The organism is Pseudomonas sp. BJa3, assembly GCF_026343815.1.
Classification (GTDB): domain Bacteria; phylum Pseudomonadota; class Gammaproteobacteria; order Pseudomonadales; family Pseudomonadaceae; genus Aquipseudomonas; species Aquipseudomonas soli.
This window is the reverse complement of the sequence record NZ_JAOXMC010000003.1, coordinates 291,989-315,555: the sequence shown is the minus strand read 5'-3', so window position 1 is coordinate 315,555 and position 23,567 is coordinate 291,989. Positions and strand designations below refer to the sequence as shown.

The 23,567-nt window shown below is 65.4% G+C and carries 19 protein-coding genes; 10 read left to right on the top strand and 9 right to left on the bottom strand.

Translation table 11 applies throughout. The annotated features are described in order from the left end of the window. Positions 1-16 precede the first annotated feature (16 nt). Positions 17-919, bottom strand: a complete 903-nt coding sequence (locus tag OH705_RS05040; RefSeq protein ID WP_267301219.1) for an RHS repeat-associated core domain-containing protein — start codon at positions 917-919, stop codon at positions 17-19. Between the two features lie 38 nt (positions 920-957). Next, positions 958-1,710, bottom strand: coding sequence for an RHS repeat-associated core domain-containing protein (locus OH705_RS05035; protein WP_177410860.1), 753 nt, complete (start codon positions 1,708-1,710; stop codon positions 958-960). Positions 1,711-2,012: 302 nt separating this feature from the next. On the opposite strand from OH705_RS05035, the gene OH705_RS05030 reads away from it, so the two are divergent. Beyond that, a complete protein-coding gene (locus OH705_RS05030) occupies positions 2,013-3,101 on the top strand; it encodes a sensor domain-containing diguanylate cyclase (protein ID WP_267301217.1) in 1,089 nt (362 codons plus the stop codon). Here the strand turns inward: OH705_RS05030 and OH705_RS05025 are convergent. Together OH705_RS05025 and OH705_RS05020 are read right to left on the bottom strand one after the other, a co-directional pair. Next, on the bottom strand, positions 3,076-4,374 hold the full coding sequence (locus OH705_RS05025) for an ATP-binding protein (protein ID WP_038706349.1): 1,299 nt from the start codon (positions 4,372-4,374) through the stop codon (positions 3,076-3,078). The two genes, OH705_RS05030 and OH705_RS05025, sit on opposite strands and share 26 nt — an antisense overlap. Positions 4,375-4,380: 6 nt before the next feature. Beyond that, on the bottom strand, positions 4,381-5,082 hold the full coding sequence (locus tag OH705_RS05020; RefSeq protein WP_038706350.1) for a response regulator transcription factor: 702 nt from the start codon (positions 5,080-5,082) through the stop codon (positions 4,381-4,383). 158 nt (positions 5,083-5,240) lie between these two features. Between OH705_RS05020 and OH705_RS05015 the strand changes: the two genes are divergently transcribed. The 3 genes from OH705_RS05015 (at position 5,241) to mobA (ending at position 10,187) form a co-directional block, all read left to right on the top strand. Beyond that, positions 5,241-6,416 (top strand): efflux RND transporter periplasmic adaptor subunit, encoded by a 1,176-nt coding sequence (locus OH705_RS05015; RefSeq protein WP_038706351.1) that lies wholly within the window; start codon positions 5,241-5,243, stop codon positions 6,414-6,416. An 11-nt stretch (positions 6,417-6,427) separates the two neighbouring features. Next, positions 6,428-9,550, top strand: coding sequence for a multidrug efflux RND transporter permease subunit (locus OH705_RS05010; protein WP_267301213.1), 3,123 nt, complete (start codon positions 6,428-6,430; stop codon positions 9,548-9,550). 61 nt (positions 9,551-9,611) lie between these two features. Beyond that, complete coding sequence (gene mobA, locus OH705_RS05005) at positions 9,612-10,187, top strand: molybdenum cofactor guanylyltransferase MobA (protein ID WP_104445189.1); 576 nt, start codon at positions 9,612-9,614, stop codon at positions 10,185-10,187. Positions 10,188-10,283: 96 nt separating this feature from the next. On the opposite strand, the gene OH705_RS05000 is transcribed toward mobA, so the two are convergent. From OH705_RS05000 to OH705_RS04990, 3 genes are read right to left on the bottom strand one after another with little or no spacing between them, the layout of a single operon-like run. Further along, positions 10,284-11,687, bottom strand: a complete 1,404-nt coding sequence (locus OH705_RS05000; protein ID WP_267301211.1) for an efflux transporter outer membrane subunit — start codon at positions 11,685-11,687, stop codon at positions 10,284-10,286. Continuing rightward, complete coding sequence (locus tag OH705_RS04995; protein WP_267301210.1) at positions 11,687-14,815, bottom strand: multidrug efflux RND transporter permease subunit; 3,129 nt, start codon at positions 14,813-14,815, stop codon at positions 11,687-11,689. Before OH705_RS04995 ends, OH705_RS05000 begins: the two co-directional genes overlap by 1 nt. A 15-nt stretch (positions 14,816-14,830) precedes the next feature. Continuing rightward, positions 14,831-15,973 carry a MexC family multidrug efflux RND transporter periplasmic adaptor subunit gene (locus OH705_RS04990; protein WP_038706355.1) on the bottom strand — a complete coding sequence of 381 codons (1,143 nt, stop codon included), beginning with the start codon at positions 15,971-15,973 and terminating at the stop codon, positions 14,831-14,833. Between the two features lie 178 nt (positions 15,974-16,151). Here OH705_RS04990 and OH705_RS04985 point away from each other — a divergent pair, with 178 nt between their 5' ends. The 5 genes from OH705_RS04985 (at position 16,152) to OH705_RS04965 (ending at position 20,596) form a co-directional block, all read left to right on the top strand. Continuing rightward, entirely contained in the window at positions 16,152-17,684 is a 1,533-nt protein-coding gene (locus OH705_RS04985; RefSeq protein WP_094011422.1) for an apoptosis inducing factor family protein, read from the top strand. A gap of 88 nt (positions 17,685-17,772) precedes the next feature. Beyond that, the gene (locus OH705_RS04980; RefSeq protein WP_232888060.1) at positions 17,773-18,318 is read left to right on the top strand and encodes a hypothetical protein; all 546 of its coding nucleotides are present in this window, start codon (positions 17,773-17,775) and stop codon (positions 18,316-18,318) included. Next, positions 18,315-18,746: a hypothetical protein gene (locus OH705_RS04975; RefSeq protein WP_094011421.1), complete on the top strand. Its 432-nt coding sequence runs from the start codon at positions 18,315-18,317 to the stop codon at positions 18,744-18,746. The genes OH705_RS04980 and OH705_RS04975 overlap by 4 nt, the downstream gene beginning before the upstream one ends. Positions 18,747-18,840: 94 nt before the next feature. After that, positions 18,841-19,848 (top strand): aldo/keto reductase, encoded by a 1,008-nt coding sequence (locus OH705_RS04970; RefSeq protein WP_038706357.1) that lies wholly within the window; start codon positions 18,841-18,843, stop codon positions 19,846-19,848. Positions 19,849-19,963: 115 nt separating this feature from the next. After that, positions 19,964-20,596, top strand: a complete 633-nt coding sequence (locus OH705_RS04965; protein ID WP_038706358.1) for a LysE family translocator — start codon at positions 19,964-19,966, stop codon at positions 20,594-20,596. Positions 20,597-20,599: 3 nt separating this feature from the next. On the opposite strand, the gene OH705_RS04960 is transcribed toward OH705_RS04965, so the two are convergent. Next, the gene (locus OH705_RS04960) at positions 20,600-21,787 is read right to left on the bottom strand and encodes an MFS transporter (protein WP_094011420.1); all 1,188 of its coding nucleotides are present in this window, start codon (positions 21,785-21,787) and stop codon (positions 20,600-20,602) included. A 111-nt stretch (positions 21,788-21,898) separates the two neighbouring features. Between OH705_RS04960 and OH705_RS04955 the strand changes: the two genes are divergently transcribed. Beyond that, complete coding sequence (locus tag OH705_RS04955) at positions 21,899-22,819, top strand: LysR family transcriptional regulator (RefSeq protein ID WP_094011419.1); 921 nt, start codon at positions 21,899-21,901, stop codon at positions 22,817-22,819. 26 nt (positions 22,820-22,845) lie between these two features. Here OH705_RS04955 and nfsB read toward each other — a convergent pair whose 3' ends face one another. Continuing rightward, positions 22,846-23,499 (bottom strand): oxygen-insensitive NAD(P)H nitroreductase, encoded by a 654-nt coding sequence (gene nfsB, locus OH705_RS04950; protein ID WP_267301208.1) that lies wholly within the window; start codon positions 23,497-23,499, stop codon positions 22,846-22,848. Positions 23,500-23,567: the final 68 nt, after the last annotated feature.

Genomic DNA, 23,567 nt, shown 5'->3' with positions numbered 1-23,567 from the left:
TGCTGGACCGCGTTCTTTACTTCTTAATCGAGGGGAAGCCGAATCTGGTCAATCTACCAAGGTCGCCCCTACTGTAACGTTTAGGGCCCGCTGGCGGGGTGCGAGGAGGTGATTCGCTCTGGATACTCAAGAGCGGCTCTGGCGTAGGTGACCGTCTTCTGGCACGCTTCTGGGGGACAGGTGGCATTTCCCCGGCCGTGGGTGGCGCAGGAGAAATCACATGCAGCCGCATGTTTTCAGCAGGGCTCTGCTGGTTTTTCCCAAATGCGCGATTATCTTCATGTGCTTGAACACCGCCAGCCACTACAGATACAAACGTCAGGAACGCTGCCCCCGCCTTGGCATATGGCAAACTTGGATGCTCAAATCCATTATCCGACAAAAATTGAGCGACTGTACCAACGGCTCCTGAACCAATCGAAGCCAAGAAAGCAACTTTCGTCCATCCTGAAACGGGCACCCCTCGCCGAGCCATTTCAGTCCACAGCGCTAGCGGCGCTATTACACCAACACTATTAACGGCGTACGAAAATATCCTTTCAGCGGTAGCGCCAGACAGATATCCTTCACTTGAGATAGCGGTAAGCCCTTCCCCATAGCAACCACTTGGATCGCGCAACCCTATCGGGTTCCCCGTGACATATGCATAACTGTTTACTCCTGCACGTCCGAACGGGCTATACCCAAGATCCGGCGAGTGAAAGCGCATGATCACAGGGTTGTAGACACGGTAGCCGTTGCCCAGGAAATACCAACCAACATCAACTTCACAGTGCTGGCCAGTGAATCCCGTTCGCGGCGTAGCCGGCACTTCCCTCTGGCCATAAGGACTATATTGAATGTCGGTTTTATCCATCCCAGACTGAGCGAACAACACGCTTTGGAGATGATCACTGGCGAGAAGCTTTCGTATCTGCATTTTCATATCACCTGGAAGTAATGTTTACTTGCGGTGGTTCAGGTAGAAAAAAACGACATGGACTGCCTGATCAAACTCGCGAAAGTCCAACCCTCTGAGTGCTTCGACATAAATGTCTTTCGCAGATCTTGAGCACGTCGCTGGATAGTCTCCATATCCTCCGGAGACCGCGTATTAACCCACCGCGTAATATCAACCTCAAGAGCATGTATCCTGGAATCGATTTCGCTAAGCGAAAACATTTTCGGCAGAACAACGCTGGAAGCATTTTCACTTTCATTCGCTCTACGCGACCCACGCCACCAGGACATTTCGGCTGCCTGATTCAAGCTATTATTGATACTCGCCTGCAACGTGCCCCTATTTCCACCAAGCGCTTCCACTTCCTGATATAAAGCCCTTAAGTCTTTGGGCAACGCTCCTGATGGAACACTGGAAACAACCGCAATTACATCATTTGCAGGAACAAAGCGTTCATCGTAGATAGTGGCCAGTCTCGGAGGTCGACTGACCTTTGCCCGCTCCCGACCAGTAAGATCCTGCCAGTTAACCGGATCCAGACCACAGTAGGCGTAGGCATTTATCCCCCCCCCCTCAAACGGACTCAACTGGTCGGGTGAAAGAAACACCATCAATGCCGAGTTGTACGCGCGATGACCGTTACCCATCAGGTACAAGCCCGTTGCCTCTTTGCGCTGGCCATTGAACGCCAACACAGCGTGCGCTGTGCAACTTTGGTGCACCCTGGCCGGCTCGAACCCAAATACAGCGTAGCTGCAACTGGATTGCATGCTTGCGCTATGGCGACGCACCACCGAACGTTGGGCATCGACGCACAGCAATTTCGAGGTGCGGTTGCTTGGAGATCCCTCCATCCTGATCATTCACCACGCTGGGAATTGGTGTCTGTTTGCCTGACTATGGTTCTGCACCTGATGCCATGCAACTAGCAAAAATGACAGGTGATTGCCGGTCGACAAAAAACAGCTACCCTCAGCAATTGAGTCGCAGTGATGCTTGCCTGTTGCGCCAACGGTTGGTGCACAACGTGCCTCCAGCATGACTCGTCAGGCCAAGGATCCCTCCTGCAACCATGTACAAGACCCTCGAAGCCCATATCCGCCAACAGGTCGCCCCCGCCGCCCTGCGCGCCGAGTTCCGTCAGCACGAATTCGAGGCCATGCGCCGCTTCTGCCTGCTGATCTTCTGTATCGGCATCGCCATCTGGCTGGTCTTCGACCTGATCGTCAGCTACCTCGGCGGCCAGGGCTTCACCTGGCTGTCCGGGGTGTTCATCGCCTTGCTGTGCAGCCTCACCGTGGTCTTGGCTTTCACCCGCAGGAGCCAGCATTTCGACGTGCTCAACCTGCTGTTCGTGACGGTGATCACCCTGGCCATGCGCCTGGTGATCGAGGGCATCCCCATCGCCCTGCGACCGGTATGGCTGGTACTTGGGGTCTCCACCGTGCTGTACACCGTGTCGGTGCTGCCGGTGCGACGCTGGTCATTCTTCTGCGCCATGGGCATCACCTGGGTCATGCTCAACCCCTTCTTCCACACCCGTATCGAAGCCCTGGAGCTCGAAGGCGCGATGCTGGTCAGCTACGCGGTGTGCCTCAGCGGGCTGGTGATCTACAGCTACCTGCGTATCCGCCAGGCCAAGCTGCACAACTTCTACCTGACCAAGGTACTGCTGGAGCAGGCTTATATCGACGCGTTGACCGACATCCCCAACCGTCGCTCGTTCATGGCCAAGGCCGAAAAGCAGCTGCGACAGGCCGGCGAACAGTACCTGGCGATGATCGACATCGACAATTTCAAGCAGGTCAACGACCGCTTCGGCCATGACATAGGCGACGAGGTGCTCAAGCGCGTGGCGGCGCACATAAAGGCGGCGATGATCGGCTACGAGATCGCCCGGCTGGGCGGTGAGGAATTCGCGATCTTCTTCCAGGGGCTGGATGAAACAGGCGCCGAGCAGCAAGTTGCGAGGTTGTGCCAGCGGGTGCGCGAGGACCTCGGGGCACATCCGGTGACCATCAGCATCGGCCTGGCCCGGATCGATAGCGGCGATACCCTGAGCACGGCGCTGATCCGGGCGGACCAGGCACTGTACGAAGCCAAGCATACGGGCAAGGACCGCGTCGTCCGGTGGACTAACCGGCTGGCAAGCGAATCCTGAACTGCGCCCCACCCAACGCAGATTGCGCCACTGTGAGCGTACCGCCCTGCCCTTCGATGGCCCGCCGGCTGATCGCCAAGCCCAAGCCGAAACCACCCGTATTGCGATCACGGCTGCGATCCAGCCGGTAGAACGGCTGGAAGATCCGCTCACGCTCCTCGACCGGAATGCCGATGCCGTCGTCCTCGACCGTCACCAGGCAGGCGCCATCCTCTTCCAGGCGCAGGCGCAGCAGCAGGCTTTCGTCGCAGTAGCGCATGGCGTTGCGCACCAGGTTCTGTACCGCGCGGGCAGTCAGTCGCGGATCGAGGACGAAGCGTGGCAGGTCGGCGTCGCATTGCACCTCCCACTGGATGCCGCGATCGTCGAGTTCTTCGGCGAAACCACCGAGCACGCTGTCCACCAGCTCGAGCAACGACACCTCGACCCGCTCGCGGGCCTGGTCGGCGCTTTCCAGGCGGCTGTAGGACAGTAGCTCAAGCACCAACTCGTCCAGCTCGCGCACATGGCCCACCAGCCCCAGCAGGCGTTTGCGGCTGGCAGGCGGTACCTCGTCGAACAGCAGTACCAGCCCGAAGTCCAGGCGGGTCAGCGGTGTGCGCAGCTCGTGGGACACCGCGTTGAGCAGTTCGCGCTGCTGGTTGACGTGGCGCTCCAGGTCGCTGGCCATGGTGTCGAACACCCCGGCCAGCTCGCCGATGTTCGAGCGCGGCGAGATATGCGTACGCTCGGACATCTCGCCGCGCCCGAGGCGCCGGGCAGTGTCCTTCAGGCGCTCGAGGTCGCGCCAGTGCGGCCATACCCACAGCAGCAGGCAGCCGAGCATGGCCGCGCCGATCAGCACGGTCACGCCCCAGGACAGCACGTTGATGTCCAACGGGTCGTCCGGCGAGTGCAGGCGCACCAGCCAGTCCTGGTCCAGCGGCGCCAGCGCCGTTTCGTAGTAGCCCCAGTCGGCCATGCGCACCACATACAGGCCATGCTCGAGCCGGGCCTTTTCCTCGCTGCTCAGCTCGGCGTCGTCCATGCGCAGCAAGCGCACCTCCAACGGCTTGAACGCCGCGGCCAGTTCCTTTTCCACCGTCGGCCACTGCTCCCGCGGCGTCTGCTGGAACTGACGCACGATCAGGGTCTGCACGCCCTTGGCCTGGTCGAGGTTGTAGGCCATGAAGCGATCGTGAAACAAGCCGACGATGGTGTCGGGAATCAGCGCGATCGCCCCGGCATAGGCGACGATGATCACCAGGTACAACCGCACCAGGATCTTCAGCATGGCGTATCAGTACTCCCACTCGACGCGGCTGAACAGGTAGCCCTTGCCCCATACGGTCTTGATCTTGCGCGCCTCGCCGGCGCTGTCGTCGAAACGTCGGCGCAGCTTGGAGATGGCCACGTCCACCGAGCGGTCGGTGCCGTTGAACTCGATACCGCGCAATTGCTGGAGGATGCGGTCACGGCTCATCACCTCGCCGGCGTTGCGCGCCAGCACCACCAGCAGGTTGTATTCGCCGCTCGACAGTTCCACTTCTTCGCCGCGCCAGTTGACCGTGCGCTCGGCCAGGTCGATGCACAGGCCGCCGATCTGGATCAGGTCGCAGTCCAGGCGCGGCTCGTTGACGCTGCTGCGGCGCAGCAACGTGCGCACCCTGGCCAGCAACACGCGGGGCTCGCACGGCTTGGTGACGTAGTCGTCGGCGCCCATCTCCAGCCCCAGCACCTGGTCGTGGCTGTCGTCGCGGGCGGTCAACATGAGGATCGGCAGGCTCTGCGTCTCCTGGCGCAGCAGGCGGCATACCTGCAGGCCGTCCAGGCCCGGCAGCATCAGGTCGAGTATCACCAGGTCCGGCTTCTGCCGGCGGAATTCGTCCAGAACATGGTCGCCGCGGGCAATCACCCGGACATGGAAATCGTTGCGTTGCAGGTAGCTGGCGATCAGTTCGGACAACGCGCTGTCGTCTTCGACCAGGAGAATGTTCGGCATAAGGGGATTTGACGAAAGATTGAAGTAAGGCAGGATATAGAATCCCGGGCGGGCCACCGCCGATTGTTCACACTTTTTCACACACGCCCAACACAGCTTAACAGCCGCCACCCGAACGGCTGCTTTAGCATACGCTGGATCAAACCTGGAAGATCCGTATGTCCACGCTCCGTGCTTTGCGCCTGCGCCCTCTGGCGCTGCTGGCGCTGATGACCCTTTCCCTGGCCGCTTGCAACGACGCCGCCGAGCAGGAAGAAAAGGCCCCGCCCTCCCAGGTCCGGGTCGAAACCCTTGCCGTACAGCCGCTGGCCATCAGCACCGAACTCAGCGGCCGCATCCTTGCCCCTCGCACCGCCGAGGTGCGCGCCCGGGTGGCCGGGGTGGTGCTCAAGCGGGTGTACCGCGAAGGCAGCGACGTCAAACAGGGCGATGTGCTGTTCCTGATCGATCCGGCGCCGTTCAAGGCCGACTTCGACAGCGCCCGCGCCACCCTGGCCAAGGCCGAGGCGACGCTGTACCAGGCGCGCCTGCAGGAGCAACGCTACCGCGAACTGGTCGACGACAAGGCCGTCAGCCGCCAGGAGTACGACAACGCCCGCGCCGCCTTCCTCCAGGCCGACGCCGCGGTCGGCGAAGCCAAGGCGGCGCTGGAACGCGCGCGCCTGAACCTGGGCTACGCCACCGTCACCGCACCGATCTCCGGGCGCATCGGCCGCGCCCTGGTGACCGAGGGCGCGCTGGTCGGCCAGAGCGAGACCACGCCGCTGGCCACCATCCAGCAGTTGAACCCGATCCACGCCGACGTCACCCAGTCGACCCGCGAACTCAACGCCCTGCGCCGCTCGCTGCGTGCCGGCGAGCTGCAGCAGGTGGGCCGCGACCAGGTCAAGGCCACGCTGATCCAGGACGATGGCAGCGCCTACCCGCTGGCCGGCAAGCTGCTGTTCTCCGATATCAGCGTCGACCCGAGCACCAACCAGATCACCCTGCGCAGCGAGTTCCCCAACCCGGACCTCGACCTGCTGCCCGGCAGCTATGTGCGCGTGCGCCTGGACCAGGCCGTGCAGCCTCAAGGCATCAGCGTGCCGCAACGCGCCATCCTGCGCGACAGCGCCGGTGTGCCCAAGGTGCTGCTGGTCGACCAGCAGGACCGCATCAGCGAACGCCAGGTGACCCTGGGCAGCGCCCAGGGCGACCGCTGGATCGTCAGCGAGGGGCTGGCCCCAGGTGACCGCGTGGTGGTCGAGGGCCTGCAACACGTCAAGGCCGGCGACCAGGTGCAAGTCGACGAACAACCAGGCGCCACCGCAGTCGCCCAACACAACGGCCAATGAGGGCCTGATCCATGCCGCAGTTCTTCATCGACCGCCCGGTGTTCGCCTGGGTGGTCGCCCTGTTCATCCTCTTGGTCGGCGCCCTGGCCATCCCACAGTTGCCGGTGGCCCAGTATCCCGACGTAGCCCCGCCGCAGGTGGAAATCTACGCCGTCTACCCCGGCGCTTCGGCGGCGACCATGGACGAGAGCGTGGTCAGCATCATCGAGCAGGAGCTCAACGGTGCCGACAACCTGCTCTATTTCGAATCGCAGAGCAGCCTGGGCAGCGCCACCATCACCGCCAGCTTCCAGCCTGGCACCAACCCGGACATGGCCCAGGTGGACGTGCAGAACCGCCTCAAGGTAATCGAGTCGCGCCTGCCGCGCCCGGTCACCCAGCAAGGCCTGCAGGTCGAGAAGGTGTCCACCGGTTTCCTGTTGCTGGCCACCCTCACCTCCGAGGACGGCAGCCTTGACGAGATCGCCCTGTCGGACATCCTCGCGCGCAACGTGATGAACGAGATCCGTCGCCTCAAGGGTGTCGGCAAGGCGCAGCTGTATGGCTCCGAACGGGCCATGCGCATCTGGATCGACCCGGCCAAGCTGGTTGGCTTCAACCTCACGCCCAATGACGTGGCCGAGGCCATCGCCGCGCAGAACGCCCAGGTCGCCCCCGGCAGCATTGGCGACCTGCCGAGCCGACCGACCCAGGAGATTACCGCCAACGTGGTGGTCAAGGGCCAGCTGAGCACCCCAGAGGAGTTCGCCGCCATCGTCCTGCGCGCCAACACCGACGGTTCCACGGTCACTGTCGGTGACGTGGCGCGGGTCGAGATCGGGGCCCAGGAATACCAGTACGGCACCCGCCTCAACGGCAAGGCCACCAGCGCCTTCAGCGTCAAGTTGTCGCCCGGCGCCAACGCCATGGAAACCGCGACCCTGGTCAAGCAGAAGCTCGACGAGCTGGCGCGCTACTTCCCGGCCGGGGTGAAGTACGACATCCCCTACGACACCTCGCCCTTCGTCAAGGTCTCGATCAAGCAGGTGATCAACACCCTGCTCGAGGCCATGGTGCTGGTGTTCGCGGTGATGTTCCTGTTCCTGCAGAACTTCCGTTACACGCTGATTCCGACCCTGGTGGTGCCGGTGGCGCTGATGGGCACCTTCGCGGTGATGAACGTGCTGGGTTTCTCGGTCAACGTACTGACCCTGTTCGGCATGGTGCTGGCCATCGGTATCCTGGTGGACGACGCCATCGTCGTGGTGGAAAACGTCGAGCGGATCATGGCCGAGGAAGGCCTGCCGCCCAAGGAAGCCACGCGCAAGGCCATGGGCCAGATCAGCGGCGCCATCGTCGGCATCACCCTGGTACTGGTAGCGGTATTCCTGCCGATGGCCTTCATGCAAGGTTCGGTGGGGGTGATCTACCAGCAGTTCTCGGTGTCGATGGCGGTGTCGATCCTGTTCTCGGCGTTCCTCGCCCTGAGCCTGACCCCGGCCCTGTGCGCCACCCTGCTCAAACCGCTGGAGAAAGGCGAGCATCATGAGCGCAAGGGTTTCTTCGGCTGGTTCAACCGCCGCTTCGAAGGCATGAGCAATGGCTACCAGCGCTGGGTGACCCACGCCCTGGCCCGCAGCGGTCGCTATCTGCTGGTGTATGCCGCACTGGTCGCCGTGCTGGTGTACGGCTTCAGCCAGCTGCCCACCGCCTTCCTGCCTACCGAGGACCAGGGCTACACCATCACCGACATCCAGCTGCCGCCGGGCGCCAGCCAGGCACGGACCATCGAGGTCGGGCAGCAGATCGAGGCGCACAACGCCGAAGAGCCCGGCGTGGCCAACACCACGCTGATCCTCGGTTTCAGCTTCTCCGGCAGCGGGCAGAACGCGGCGCTGGCCTTCACCACGCTCAAGGACTGGTCCGAACGCGGTGGCGACGACAGCGCGCAGTCGATCGCCGAGCGCGCCACCATGGCCTTCACCCAGCTCAAGGACGCCATCGCCTATGCGGTGTTGCCGCCGCCGGTGGACGGCCTGGGCGAGTCGACCGGTTTCGAGTTCCGCCTGCAGGACCGCGGCGGCATGGGCCACACCGGGCTGATGGAAGCTCGCGACCAACTGCTGGACGCGGCGCGCAAGAGCAAGGTGCTGGTCAACGTGCGCGAAGCATCTCTGGCGGAGAGCCCTCAGGTCGAGCTGGAAGTGGACCGCCGCCAGGCCAACGCCCTGGGCGTGTCGTTTGCCGATATCGGCGCGGTGCTCGACACCGCGGTGGGGTCGAACTACGTCAACGACTTCCCCAACCAGGGCCGCATGCAGCGGGTGGTGGTGCAGGCCGAAGGCGACCGGCGCAGCCAGGTCGAGGACCTGCTGAAGATCCACGTGCGCAACAGCAGCGGCAAGATGGTGCCCCTGGGCGCCTTCGTCAGCGCCCGCTGGCAGTCCGGCCCGGTGCAGCTGACCCGCTACAACGGCTACCCGGCGGTGTCGATTTCCGGCGAGCCGGCGGCCGGCTACAGTTCGGGCGAAGCCATGGCCGAGATAGAGCGCCTGGTGGCGCAACTGCCGGCAGGTGCCGGCCTGGAGTGGACCGGCCTGTCGCTGCAGGAACGGCTGTCCGGCAGTCAGGCGCCACTGCTGATGGCGCTGTCGCTGCTGGTGGTGTTCCTGTGCCTGGCCGCGCTGTACGAAAGCTGGTCGATTCCCACCGCGGTGCTGCTGGTGGTACCGCTGGGGGTGCTCGGCGCGGTGCTCGCGGTGACCCTGCGCGGCCTGCCCAACGACGTGTTCTTCAAGGTCGGCCTGATCACCCTGATCGGCCTGTCGGCGAAGAATGCCATCCTGATCATCGAGTTCGCCAAGGACCTGGTGGACCAGGGCGTCGATGCGGCGGACGCAGCGATCCAGGCCGCGCGCCTGCGCCTGCGCCCGATCGTGATGACGTCGCTGGCGTTCATCCTTGGCGTGGTGCCACTGGCCATCGCCAGCGGCGCCAGCTCGGCCAGCCAGCAAGCCATCGGCACCGGGGTGATCGGCGGCATGCTCAGCGCCACCTTCGCCGTGGTGTTCGTGCCGGTGTTCTTCGTCGTGGTGATGCGCCTGGCCAGGCGCGGCAAGACCAAGGCGGCGCAGGTGGCCAGCCACCAGGCCTGACTGGACAAGCCCTGCGGTAAATGGGAGGGTTCCCGGCATTGACTGCCCGGAACCCTTTTTCATGCCCGACGTTCTTCCCCCCTGCTCCATCCTTATCCTCGCCGGCGGCCGTGGCCAGCGCATGGGCGGGCGCGACAAGGGGCTGGTGCCCTGGCGCGGCGAGCCGTTGGTGGCGCATGTGCAGCGCGCTGTGCGGGCGTTGAGCGATGACCTGGTGATCTCCTGCAACCGCAACCAGGCGGCCTACGCAATCTACGCCGACCAGCTCGTCACCGACGCCGAAGCGGACTTTCCCGGTCCGCTGGCCGGCGTGATCAGCGGGCTCAGGGCAGCCCGGCACGAATGGGTGGTAGTGCTGGCCTGCGATGCGCCGCGCATCGACCGGGCGCTGGTCGAGGACCTGCTGCGCCTGGCCGAGGCGCATGACAGCGCGGCCATGGTGCGCCAGGGTGGGTATTGGCAGCCGATGTTCAGTGTGCTGCCCCGGCGCGTGTTGCCATTGCTGGAGCACGCCTGGCAGGCGGGTGAGCGAAGTTTGCAGAAGGCCTTGCTGCAGGCGAATGTGCAGGGGTTGGCATGTGCCGGGGACGATGCGCGGTTGAGCAACTTCAACAGTCCGGATCTGTTGCGCGATTAACGCTCGCCTGCTCGGCCCTATCGCGGGCAAAAAAAAGGCCCCAAGGCAGGGACACCTGGGGCCAAGCGGTTGGACTTCCCAACCAAAGGAGGCATTTCAACCTTGGGCCGGCCAGCCACCGCCCAAGGCACGGAACAGATCGACCAGTGCCAGCTGGCGCTGGGTGCTGGCCTGGATGAACGCCGCTTCGTTGACATAGCCGTTGCGCTGCGCGTCCAGGTAGCGCAGGTGGTTGTCCACCCCGCCCTCATAGCGCGCCTTGGCCAGCGCCACGGTCGCCCGGCTGGTGTCGGCCAGGGCGCGCCGCGCGGCTTCCTCGCGGCGCAAGGTATCGGTGGCGGCCAGGGCGTCGGCCACTTCGCGGAAGGCGCTCTGGATCGTGCCTTCGTAAGCGGCCACCGCCGAATCCTTGCGCGCCTCGGCCAGGCTCAGGCCGGCCTTGTTGCGCCCGGCGTCGAACAGCGGCAGCGACAGTTGCGGCATGAACGTCCAGCTACGCGAGCCGCCGTCGAACAGCCCGGACATCTGCGCGCTGGAAGTGCCGAAACTGCCGGTCAGGCTGATCCGCGGGAAGAACGCCGCCCGCGCCGCGCCGATATCGGCATTGCGCGCCCGCAGCCGGTGCTCGGCGGCCAGGATGTCCGGGCGGCGCTCGATCAGCGCCGACGGCGCGCCTGGGGCGATGTCCTGCAGGACCATCGGCGCCTGCATCCGCTCGGCGGGAATCGCCTTGGCCGCCTCGGCGCTGCCCAGCAGCAGCGCCAGGGCGTTGTAGGCCTGGCGCTGCTCGCGCACGATACCTTCGAGCTCGGCCCGTGACTGCTCGACCAGCCCCAGCGCCTCCTGGTGGTCCAGCGCCGTGGCCGTGCCAGCGGCGCGCCGCTGGCCGACCAGGGCCAACGAGTCCTCGCGGCTGGCCAGGGTCTGGCGAGTCAGCGTCAGGCGCCGTTCGGCACCGTCCAGGGTCAGGTAGGCCTGGCTGACATCAGCGATCAGCGCGATGCGCGCGGCACGGCCGACTTCCTCGGTGGCCAGGTACTGCTCCAGCGCCGCATCGCTCAGGCTCTTGACCCGACCGAACAGGTCCACTTCGTACTCTGGCAGCGACAGCCCCACCTGGTAACTGCTGCTGACCCCTTCCCTGCCGTTGTTCGACAGGTCCGCCGGCAGGTGCTGGCGGTTACCGGAGGCACCGGCGTTCAGGCCTGGTACCCGATCGGCCCGCTGGATACGGTATTGCGCTCGGGCCTGCTCGATGTCGAGCAGGGTCTGACGCAGGGAGCGGTTGTTGTCCAGTGCCGTGGTGACCAGTTGACGCAAGGCCGGATCGACGATGAACGCCTGCCAGTCCAGCTGCTCCACCGACTTGCCATGATGGCCGGCGGCATCGCCCCAGGCAGCCGCCACCGGCGCCTCCGGGCGCTGGTAGGTCGGTGCCAGGGAGCAGCCGACCAGGGTAACGGCCAGCGCGAACGGGAGTGCACATTTACCCATGACCATCACTTCCTTACCTCGACAGCGTGTTGCACAGGGGCCGGCTTGCGCTTGAGCAGCTTGAGCACCCAGACGAAACAGATCGGCACGAACACCACCCCCAGCAAGGTGGCGCTGAGCATGCCGCCAATCACCCCGGTACCGATGGCGCGCTGGCTGGCCGCGCCGGCGCCAGTGGCGATGGCCAGGGGCACCACGCCGAGGATGAAGGCCATGGAGGTCATCACGATCGGGCGGAAACGCAGGCGCGCGGCTTCAATGGCGGCGTCGCTCAAGCTGTAACCCTTCTCCCACAGTTCCTTGGCGAACTCGACGATCAGGATGGCGTTCTTCGCCGCAAGGCCGATGATGGTGATCAGGCCGACCTTGAAGTACACATCGTTGGGCATGCCGGTGAGCAGTACCGCCCAGACCGCGCCCAAGGCGCCGATCGGCACGATCAGCATCACCGTCAGCGGGATCGCCCAGCTCTCGTACAGCGCCACCAGCAGCAGGAACACCACCAGGATGGCCAGGGCGAACAAGCCGGCGGCCTGGCCACTGGAGACCTTCTCCTGGTAGGACAGGCCGGTCCAGGCATAGCCAATGCCGGGTTGCAACTCGCCGACCAGGCGCTCCATCTCTGCCATCGCCTGGCCAGTGCTGTAGCCGGGTGCGGCGTCGCCGGCGATACGGATCGACGGGTAGCCGTTGTAGCGCACCAGTTGCACCGGCCCTTCCTCCCACTGGGTGGTGGCGAAGGCACTGAACGGCACTTGCTCGCCGCGGGCGTTAGGTGCGTACAGGCGCAGCACGCTTTCCGGGGTCATGCGCTCGCCCTGCTCGGCCTGCACCACCACACGCTGCTGGCGCCCGGCATTGGTGAAGTCGTTGATCACCGCCGAACCGAAGGCGGTGGCCAGCGTGCTGTTGATCGACTCGAAGTTCACCCCCAGGGCGCGTGCCTTGTCGCGGTCGATCTGGACGCGCAACTGTGGTGCTTCTGCCAGGCCTTCCATCATCGCGTACAGGAACACCGGGTTGCCGTTGGCTCGAGCCAGCAACTGGTCACGGGCCGCCAGCAGCGCTTCACGCCCCAGGCCGCCCCGGTCCATCAAGCGCAGGGCGAAACCGCCGGAGTTGCCCAGGCCGTCGATCGGCGGCGGCATGACCGCGGTGATGGCACCGTCGCCGTTGGCCGCGAAGCGCTCGTTGGTCGCGACGATTTCGTCTGCCGCCGATTGGCCCTTGCCACGTTGCGACCAGTCCTTGTAGGTCGGGAAAGCCAGCGCGGCATTCTCTCCCTGGCCCGAGAAACTGAAACCGGTCACCACGATCGAGTTGGCCACTGCCTCGCGAGACATCAGGAACTGCTCGAGCGCTTCGGCGGTATGGTCAGTGCGCACCCGGCTGGCGCCAGGCGGTAGTTGTACGTCGACGATGCCGTAGCCGAGGTCCTCAGCGGGCACGAAGGCCTCCGGGACGCGCAGGTAGGAATAACCCAGCACCACCAGGATGCCGACATAGGCGAGCATCCAGCGCCCGGCACGGGCCACCAGTGCACTGTTCATCAGCGAATAGCGCTCGGTCACACGGGCGAAGCCGCGGTTGAAGGCACCGAAGAAACCGCCCTTCTCGTGGTGCCCATGGGCCACAGGCTTGAGCAGCGTGGCGCACAGCGCCGGGGTGAAGGTCAGGGCCAGGAAGCCGGAGAACAGGATCGACACCGCCAGCGACACGGAGAACTGCTGGTAGATCACCCCGACCGAACCGGACATGAACGCCAACGGCAGGAACACCGCCGCCAGCACCATGGTGATACCAATGATCGCCCCGGAAACCTGCCCCATCGCCTTGATGGTGGCTTCCGCCGGCGACAGCCCTTCCTCGCTCATCAAGCGCTCGACGTTCTCCACCACGACGATGGCGTCGTCCACCAGGATACCGATGGCCAGCACCATGCCGAACATGGTCATCATGTTCACCGAGAAACCCAGCAGCTTCATGACCATCAGCGTTCCCAGCAGGCACACCGGCACCACGATCGACGGAATCAGGGTGTAGCGCACGTTCTGCAGGAACAGGAACATCACCAGGAACACCAGCACCATGGCCTCGATCAGGGTGTGGATCACCTTCTCGATGGCCACGTCGACGAAGCGCGAGGTGTCGTAGGGCACCGAGTATTCGACGCCGTCGGGGAAGAACTGCGACAGCTCGGCCAGGCGCTCCTTGACCAGGGTCGCGGTTTCGATGGCGTTGGCGCCAGGCGCCAGCTGCACAGCGGCGACCACGGCGGGCTTGCCGTCCAGGCGCGCCGAGAGATTGTAGTTCTCGCTGCCGATGGCCAGGCGCGCGACATCGCCAAGGCGCACGCTGGAGCCGTCCGGGTTGGCGCGCAGGACGATGCCGGCGAAGGCCTCGGGGGTTTCCAGGGTGCCCTGCACGGCCAAGGTCGCGGTCAGTTCCTGCTCGCTGGCTCCAGGCGTGCTGCCGAAACTGCCGGCGGGTACCTGAACGTTCTGGCCACGAATGGCGTTGCCGATGTCGTCGATGGACAGGCCGTAGCCCACCAGCTTCTGCGGATCGACCCAGACCCGCATCGCCGCCTCGGAGGCGAAGAACTGCAACTTGCCCACGCCGGGTACGCGCAGCAGCTCGTTGTTGATGTTGCGCGCGGCATAGTCGGCCAGGCTCGTGACGTCGTCACGGCCACCGGTGGCGCTGGTCAGGGCGTACATCAGCAGGAAGCCGGAACTGGCCTGCTCGACCTTCAGACCCTGGGTCAGTACCGCCTGGGGCATGCGCGCCTCGGCCTTCTTCAGGCGGTTCTGCACATCGACCTGGGCCATGTCCGGGTCGGTGCCGGGCTGGAACGTCACCATCACCTCGGCCACGCCGTTGGAGTTGTTGGTGGACTCGTAGTACAGCAGGCCCTTGGCGCCGTTGAGCGACTCCTCGATGATGCTGGTCACCGACTCGACCATCACCTTGGCGGACGCGCCCGGGTAGACGGCATTGATGGAAATCTGTGGCGGCGCCACGCTGGGATACTGGGCCACCGGCAACGCCGGGATCACCAGCAAACCGGCCAGGGATATGAACAGCGCCACGACCCAGGCGAAGTTCGGCCGATTGATGAAGAACTTGGACATCTCGCTACCCTCGCCTTAGTGTGCCGCGGCCTGTTGCGCCTGGGCCGGCTGCACCGGCATGCCCGGGGCAAGGCCGGCCGGGCCGCCGACGATGACCTGGTCACCGGCGCGCAGGCCCTCGGTGATCTGCCAGCGCGAGCCATGCATCCCGCCGGTGCGCACGCTGCGCGCCTCGGCCAGGTTGCCGGTGCCGACCACCAGCACCCGCGCCTCGCCATCGCTGCCGCGCTGCACCGCGCGCTGCGGCACCAGGATGGCCTGCTGGTCGGTACCCTGCGGGGTGCGCACGCGCACGTACATGCCCGGCAGCAGGATGCCGTCGGCATTGTCGAAGCGACCGCGCAAGGTGACCTGGCCGGTGCCACGGTCGACCGCCACGTCGGTGAACATCAGCGCGCCCTGGCGCTGGTAGTCGGTGCCTTCCACCTGGGCGGTCAGCGCCTTGTCGTCGCCAGCGCCGAGCGCGCCGTCCTTGAGGGCCTGACGCAGACGCAGGGCTTCGGCGGCGGACTGGGTGAAGTCGACGTAGATCGGATCGAGCTGCTGGATGCGCGCCATCAAGGTGGCCTCCCCCTGCCCGACCAGGGCGCCTTCGGTGGCCAAGGCGCGGCCGATGCGGCCGGAGATCGGCGCGGTGACCGTGGCATAGCCCAGGTTAAGGCGCGCGGTCTGCACGTCGGCCTGGGCCGAGCGCACGGCCGCCTGGGCGCTGCGCAGCTCGGCGCTGGCGCTGTCGAAGTCCTGCTGGCTGACCGCCTCGATCTTGACCAGCGGCTCATAGCGCTTGACCCGTGCCTGGGCCTCCTGCTGCACCGCCTGGGCCCGCGCAAGGTCGGCCTCGACACGCGCCAGGGCAGCCTTGAACGGTGCCGGATCGATCTGGAACAACACATCCCCAGCCTTGACGTCGGCGCCTTCCTCGAAACGTTTGTGCAGGACAATGCCGGCGACCCGGGCACGCACCTCGGCCACACGCATCGGTTCGACCCGGCCCGGCAGGGTCGAGGCCAGGGCCAGCTGTTCGCTGGCCAGCGTCACGGTCTCCACCGGAAATGCCGTTTCAGTCGCGGCCTGCTGTTCTTCAGCAGCTCCGCAGCCGGCCAGTGCTACCGCCACTGCCAGCCAGCTGACCATCCCTATTGCACGCAAATTGCTCATTAACTCACCCGAGCCGTTAACTAGAATTGGCGCGAATGGTACTTACACATTCGATTTGAGTCAATTTAGTCTCATTTGAAGTTTTTGTGAAATATTGTGATTACCGTCCAATCGTCGGCTGAGCGCAGCCCGCACCCAGTGCAGGCGTCAAATGAACACAACCCGTGAGGAGATCCCCATGACCTTCCATGCCGTGGCTAGCCTCGACCAGCTTGAACAACTCCGTCCCCTGCGCGTTCAGGTTGGTACCGAAGAAATCGTCCTGGTACGCCAGGGCGAGCGGGTGCGTGCCTACCAGGCCAACTGCCCGCATGAGGGCGCGCCACTGGAACAAGGCGCGGTCTGTGGTGGGTTGCTGATCTGCCCCTGGCACAAGGCCGCCTTCGCCGTGGACGACGGCGCGGTGTGCGAGCCGCCGGCGCTGGCCGGTCTGCGCCGGCATGCCGTGCAGGTCAGGGACGGCCAGGTATGGGTGGACGAGCAGCCACTACCCGAGGCTGAAGCGCCGCGCCACAGCGACGCGCGCACCTTTGTCGTGGTGGGCGCCGGCGCCGCCGGGGCCGCCGCCATCGCCACCTTGCTCGACCATGGCTTTGCCGGCCGCCTGTTGTGGATCGACCAGGAACAGCCGAACGCTTACGATCGCACGGCCCTGAGCAAGTTCGTCATCGCCGGGCAAATGCCGGTGGACGAAGTGTCCTCACTACTCGCGCCAGTCGACCTGCGCCAAGGCCAGCTGCAGCGCATTCACGGCAAGGTACGCGCGCTGGATGCCGGCAAGCGCATGATCAGCCTGGCCGACGGCCAGCAGTTGAAATACGACGCCGCCCTGCTGGCCACCGGCGGCAAGCCCAACCGCCCCCAGCTCCCCGGCGTGCAACTGCCCGGCATCTGCGTACTGCGCTCGCGCACCGATGCCGCGCAGTTGCTCGACCTGGCCGAGCCGGGCCAGCCGGTGGTGATCGTCGGCGACGGTTTCATCGGCCTGGAGGCCGCCAGCGCCCTGCTCAAGTACGGCCTGCAGGTGCATGTGGTCACACGCCACGCCATCCCGCTGGCCAGGCAGTTGGGCGAGCGCATCGGCCAGACCCTGCGCGAGCTGCATGAGCGCAAGGGTGTGCAGTTCCACGGGCCGACCGAGGTGATCGGCTTCGACGGCCACGAGCGCGTCGAGGCCGTGCTGCTGGCCAATGGCGAGCGCCTGGAAACCGCGCTGGTGCTGCTGGGCACCGGCGTCACCCCGGCCACCCGTTTCGTCCAGGGCCTGGCCCTGGCCGAAGACCATTCGCTCACGGTGGACGCGCACCTGCAGGCCGCCGACGGCCTGTGGGCGGCCGGCGATGTCGCCACCTTCCCCCTGGCCGGCCGCCCGGTGCGCATCGAGCATTGGCGCCTGGCCCAGCAACACGGCGTGATCGCCGCCGCCAACATGCTCGGCGAGCGGCGCCGCTACGACGACGTGCCGTTCTTCTGGACCTACCAGCACGGGCGCACCTACGAAGTGCTCGGGCATGCCAGCGGCTGGAACCGCATCGAGTACGTCGGCTCGCCGGAACAGGGCGACTTCATCGCCCTGCAGTGCCTGGACGACCAGGTCGAGGCGGTGATCGCCAAGGGCTGTTCACGGGCCATGGCCGTGCTGTCGCAGCGCATGAAGCGGCCGCTGTCGAGCCGCGAGGCGCGTGAGCTGATCGATGCCTGGCCGGATTGAGACCTGGCGTTGACCCGGCAGTGGCACCGATACGGTCCTCACCGTACAGTACGCCGCAGACTCGCCTCATCGCATGGAGATTGACCCAGTGCAACTGGACCGGCACAAAAACCAGGCCCACCTCCTCGCCAGCACCCCGGCGCTGGTAGAGACGCCACAAGTACACCCTTTGGCAGACTACTTCAGCCAGGACGACGGGACACTGCCGGAAATCGAGCTCCACTTTGCCGTAAGCGCCGACATGCCGAGCGCATTCACACGCCTGTTCACCCTCGGTGCCAGGGTGGAGCGCGGTTGCTTGTGGGACAAGACAAGCGGGCGCGAAATACCCTTTACCGGCCCACAGGATGCCTCGCGTGTCAGCGACGGTGTCGTCGAACCGTTTCATGTACTGGCGCAGGGCATCGACATCGATGGCCAGCCCCTCCCTGACCTGGGCGTGATGGTCTGTGAGCACGTCCTGACACTGGACTATTGCATGGGGCCCGACTGGGATGCGCCTCGAATCGACGCCCTGCTGTCGCTCCTGCGCCAACTTCAGCAACAAGGCGGCCAGGTTCGCATCCCTTGGTGGCAGGCAGACGGCGAACAGGAATTTCTACAGGCTCTCTGCTGCGGCGGGGTCGACGGATGAACTCGAGCTCCCCGAATATCCAGCGACTGCTCAGGAAGCGACAACTCAACGTACAGGAACAGAACCTGCTCACTGCCCATCGCATCAGAGAGTCGGCAAGGCCCTGGCTCACCCGTGAGATACCGCCTGCTCTGCTGGGCGTCGCCGAGAACCACGGGATCGACTGGGCACGCTCCTTGCTGCTGGACCTTGAGTTCGACTTCCCCGGCATGGCCAGCCTGACGGGCAGTCTGTTGACCGATACCGAACGCTTCATAGACTTCGAGATCGAAACCGACAGTAGCTACTGCCACCTGCTGTCCGTCGAGTGCTGGGAGGACGTGACGGCCCAGCATGACCACGGGTTGCGCAACCGGGGTACCGGCAAGGGTTATGCAACCATTGCCTTGGAGACAAGGCGCGAACTGCTCGGCCTGCCGACGCGCTGAGTACACGCCCTGCCTTCGCCACCGCGAGCTTTCAATACCGGGGTGAACTGTGTAAAACAAGTTCACCCACACTGTAAGGAAAGGATGACTCGCAATGATCTACCGCCCCCTTGGCCACTCCGGCCTGCAAGTCTCGGCCCTGACGCTCGGCAGCATGATGTTCGGTGAACAGACCAGCACCGAAGACTCGCTGCGCATCATCGACAAGGCCTGGGACCAGGGCATCAACTTCGTCGACACCGCCGATGTCTACAATGGCGGCCGCTCCGAGGAAATCGTCGGCGAAGCGGTGGCGCGCAACCGTCACGAGTGGATCATCGCCTCCAAGGCCGGCTATGGCCCGGTCGATGGCCTGCCGAACCGCAGCGGCCTGTCGCGCAAACACCTGTTCAATGCCATCGAGGCCACCCTCACGCGCATGGGCACCGACTATCTGGACATCTACTACCTGCACCGCGAGGACCATTCGGTACCGCTGGAAGAGACGGTGCGCGCCATCGGCGACCTGCTGGCGCAAGGCAAGATCCGCTACTGGGGCGTGTCCAACTTCCGTGGCTGGCGCATCGCCGAGATCTGCAACGTGGCGCACAGGCTCGGCGTGGCCAAGCCGGTGGTCAGCCAGCCGCTGTACAACATCGTCAACCGCCAGGCCGAGCCCGAACAACTCACCGCCGCCGCCTACCATGGCCTGGGCGTGGTGCCGTTCAGCCCGCTGGCCCGTGGCGTGCTCAGCGGCAAGTACGCGCCAGGCTCCACCCCCGACGAAGGCAGCCGTGCCGGTCGCCAGGACAAGCGCATCATGGAAGTGGAATGGCGCCAGGAATCGCTGGCCATCGCCCAGAAGATCCATGCCTATACCGAGGCCAAGGGCGTGGGCATCGTCGAGTTCGCCATCGCCTGGGTGCTGAACAACCGCCTGGTCAGCTCGGCCATCGTCGGGCCGCGCACCGAGGCGCAGTGGGACACCTATGCCGGTGCGTTGGAGGTCAAGGTCACGGCGGAGGATGAGGCCTTCATCGATTCGCTGGTGACGCCCGGCCATGCCTCGACCCCGGGCTTCAACGATGTCGCCCACTTCGTCAGCGGGCGCCTGGCACGCTGAACCGGCCTGGGCAACTTCTCTGGGAGCGGGCAAGCCGCTCCCTCAGCGGTGCCCAATGGCGGTCCGCGCCGATTACTGGCATTGTGTGTTTTTCCCAGCGCAAAGGACGCGCTCCATGGCCCTGCACCTCTGGTTGACCTTCTCCTTCGCCTACCTGCTCACCTCGCTGCTCCCCGGCCCGAATGTCCTGCTCACCGTGCGCAACGCCTTGCGCTACGGCCCGTCCGGCATGGGCATGACCCTGTTCGGCAACCTCACCGCGCAACTGCTGACGATCACCGCCGTGGCCATGGGCGTGGGCGCCCTGCTGATCTCTTTGCCCACGGCGTTCCTGGCGCTGAAGCTGGCCGGCGCCGCTTACCTGATCTACCTCGGCCTGCGCCAGTTGCTGGGCAAAGGCGCCCCCACCGCGCCGACGGCGCAGGTGGTAGCGACGCCGCCCCAGACGCAATGGCGGATCGCCGTGGAAGCCTTCCTGGTCTCGGCGAGCAACCCCAAGACCCTGGTGTTCTTCTGCGCCTTCCTGCCGCAGTTCCTCGAGCCTGGGCGGCCGATCTTCGGCCAGTTCGCGGCCATGTACCTGAGCGGCTCGCTGATCGTCTGCCTGGTGCACTCCTTCTACTGCTTCACCGCCTGGCGCTTCGGCCTGCGCCTGAAGGCTTCGCCCCTGGCGGCCTGGTTCAAGCGCGCCAGCGGCGCGCTGTTCATCGGCCTGGGCGTGCGCCTGCTCAACACCCGGGCGGTGTAGGCCTCACTCGCTCGCCAGCATGGCCAGGGTGGCGATCATCGCCAGCACGGCGAACCCGCATGCCACGTAGCCCAGGGCGCCCAGGCCCAGGACCTGGATCGACGCGCCGCCCAACGCCGCACCGGCGGCGATACCGGCATTGGCCGCCGACACGTTCAAGGTCCCGGCCAGGGCCTGGGCCTTGGCGCCGGCCTGCATCACCCGCACCTGACAGACCGGGAACAGCGCGGTGTAGGCGATGCCCCACAGCACCAGCGCGCCCCCCAGCAGCCATGCAGTGCCGAGCAACGGGGTGACCGCGCCCATGCCCAGCGCCAGCATCGCCAACAGCAGCAAGGTCGCCCGCAGCGGGCTCCGATCAACAATGCGCCCGGCCAGGCCGTTGCCGAGCATGCCGACCACGCCGAAGCCCATCAGCCACCAGCCCACTTCGCCGGCCGGCACGGCGGCCAGCTGTTCAAGCGTCTCGGCCAGGTAGGTGTAGGCAGTGAACATGGCGGTGAACACCAGCGCCGAGAGCAGCACATGGGCGATGAAGCGGCGGTCCTTGAGGATCACCGTCTGCCGCTCCCCCGGCGCACGGGCGGGTGCCGCCGGCACAGTCGGCAGCCACGCCCACATCAACAGCGCCACCAGCAGGCACAGCCCGGCGAGCAACGCGAAACTGCCACGCCAGCCGACCAGCCCGGCGGCCAGCGTGCCCAGTGGAATGCCGAAGACGAATGCGGCGGTGATGCCCAGGTACACCCGTGACACCGCCCAGCCCTCGCGCCCCGCCCCGGCCAATTGCCCGGCGCTTTCGCTGGCGGTGCCCCAATACACCGGCAAGGCCAGCGCGGCGATAAAGCGTGCCAATGCCAGCACCCAGATGTTCGGCGCCAGCGCCGACAGCGCGTTGGACGCGGCGAACACCAGCAGGATGGCGATGAACAGTCCCTTGCGCGGCACTGCCGACAGCCAGGCGGTGAGCGGCGGCCCGAACAACATCACGGTCACGGCGAACAGCGTGACCAACTGGCCCGCACCCGCAACCGAAAGGCCAAGGTCGCGGGCCAGCGCCGGCAGCAGCCCGAGAATCAGAAATTCGGTGGTCAGCACCGCGAAGCCGCCGATGGCGAAGAGGCCGATGGATAACCCCGTACGCGGCGCTGGGCGCGTGAGGGTGGCGTGGGTCAGGCTGGAAGTGGACATCCGCTGCAATCCTGGTTGAATGGAAGGTCAGCTTAATCTGGAATTTAGTTCCTATTGCTGGTAGTTATTCCTTTATCAAGTGAATCAGATTCATTAATAAAAGACCTCGCCATGTCTGCCTCGGAACGCCTCAAGGACATCGACTTCTTCGTCAGCGTGGCCAACGCTGGCAGCTTCATCGCCGCCGCCGAACGCATGAACCTCACCAGTTCCGCCGTGAGCAAGGGCGTCGCGCGCCTGGAGAAACGCCTGCAGGTGCGCCTGTTCGAACGCACCACCCGGCGCCTGGCCCTGACCGACAGCGGCGCCGACTACTACCGCGCGTGCACCCGCGTGCTGGCGGACATCGAGGAAGCCGAGCTGGCCCTCAACGATGAACACCATACGCCCTGCGGCAAGCTGCGCATCGACCTGCCAGCTACCTTCGGCCGTCTGCACGGCCTCCCTGCCGTACTCGACTTCGCTGCGCGGCATCCACGGCTGCAACCGCACATCACCCTCTCCGATCGCTTCGTCGACCTGGTCGAGGACGCCATCGACATTGTCGTGCGCATCGGCGGACCACAAACCTGGCAGCCAGGCATCGAGCACCGTTACCTGGGCAGCCAGCGCCTGGTGTTCTGCGCCGCCCCCGCTTATCTGGCTCGCCACGGCACGCCCCAAGACCTGCAGCAACTGCAGGCCCAGGGCTGCGTGCTCTATGCCTGCGCAGACGGCAGCACACCGGCCCTGCACTTTGCCGGCGCCCGCCCGGGCCTGACGCAGCTGCGCGGCATGCCCGGGCGCCTGGCCATCGGCGATGCCGAAGGCCAGGCGCTAGCTGTCAGCGCCGGGCACGGCATCGCCCAGTTGCCGACCTGGCTGGTGCAGCGCCAGCTCGATGACGGGACGCTGCAACAGATACTGCCGGCGTACGCGATGGAAGGATTGCCGATCAACCTGGCCTGGCGCCGCAACCGCGGACACCTGCCCAAGGTGAGCGCGATGGTCCAGGCCCTGGCCGAACGCCTGGGGCCGCTGATTCAGGGCTGACCCAGGTCAAGCGCCACTACCGATACTCACAGGAAGGTAAATACCTGCCCCGCCGCCAACCGCGACTTGCTCAGACCGGCATTGAAATCCTCCTCGCTGCGATAGCCCAGGCTCAGCAGCACCACGCTGGTGTAGCCCTGCTCGCGCAGGCCCAGTTCGGCGTCCAGGGCCTTGGCGTCGAAGCCTTCGATCGGCGTGGCGTCCAGGCCGTGGGCGGCGGCGCCCAGCAGCGCGGTGCCCAGGGCCAGGTAGACCTGCTTCTCCATCCAGTGCTGCAGGTCCTTGAAGTCATGGCGGTGCAGGTCGACATAACTGCGGCGGGTCTGGTCCTGGACTTCGCGGGCCTGCTCGTTACGGAAGCGGCCATCGGCGGCTTCCTGCGCCAGCACTGCCTGCAGGTGAGCTTCGGTCATGTTGGTGCGGGCGGCGAACACGATCACATGGGAGGCATCGCGCAGCTTCGGGCTGTTGTAGGCGAATCGAGCATCGGTGGCCTTGGCCAGGCGCGCCTTGCCTTCGGCGCTGTCGGCCACGACGAAGTGCCAGGGCTGCGAATTGACCGAGGACGGGCTGTGGCGCAACTGCTCGAGCAACGCGTCGATGGTGGCCTGGGGGATTTTGCGGCTGGCGTCGTAGGCCTTGGTGGTGTAACGGCGTTTGGCGAGGGCAACGGTGTCCATCTAGGGCAATTCCTCAAGGGTTCGTGAATGAATGGCATCTTATCTTCCCGACCGCAAAGAAAAACCAG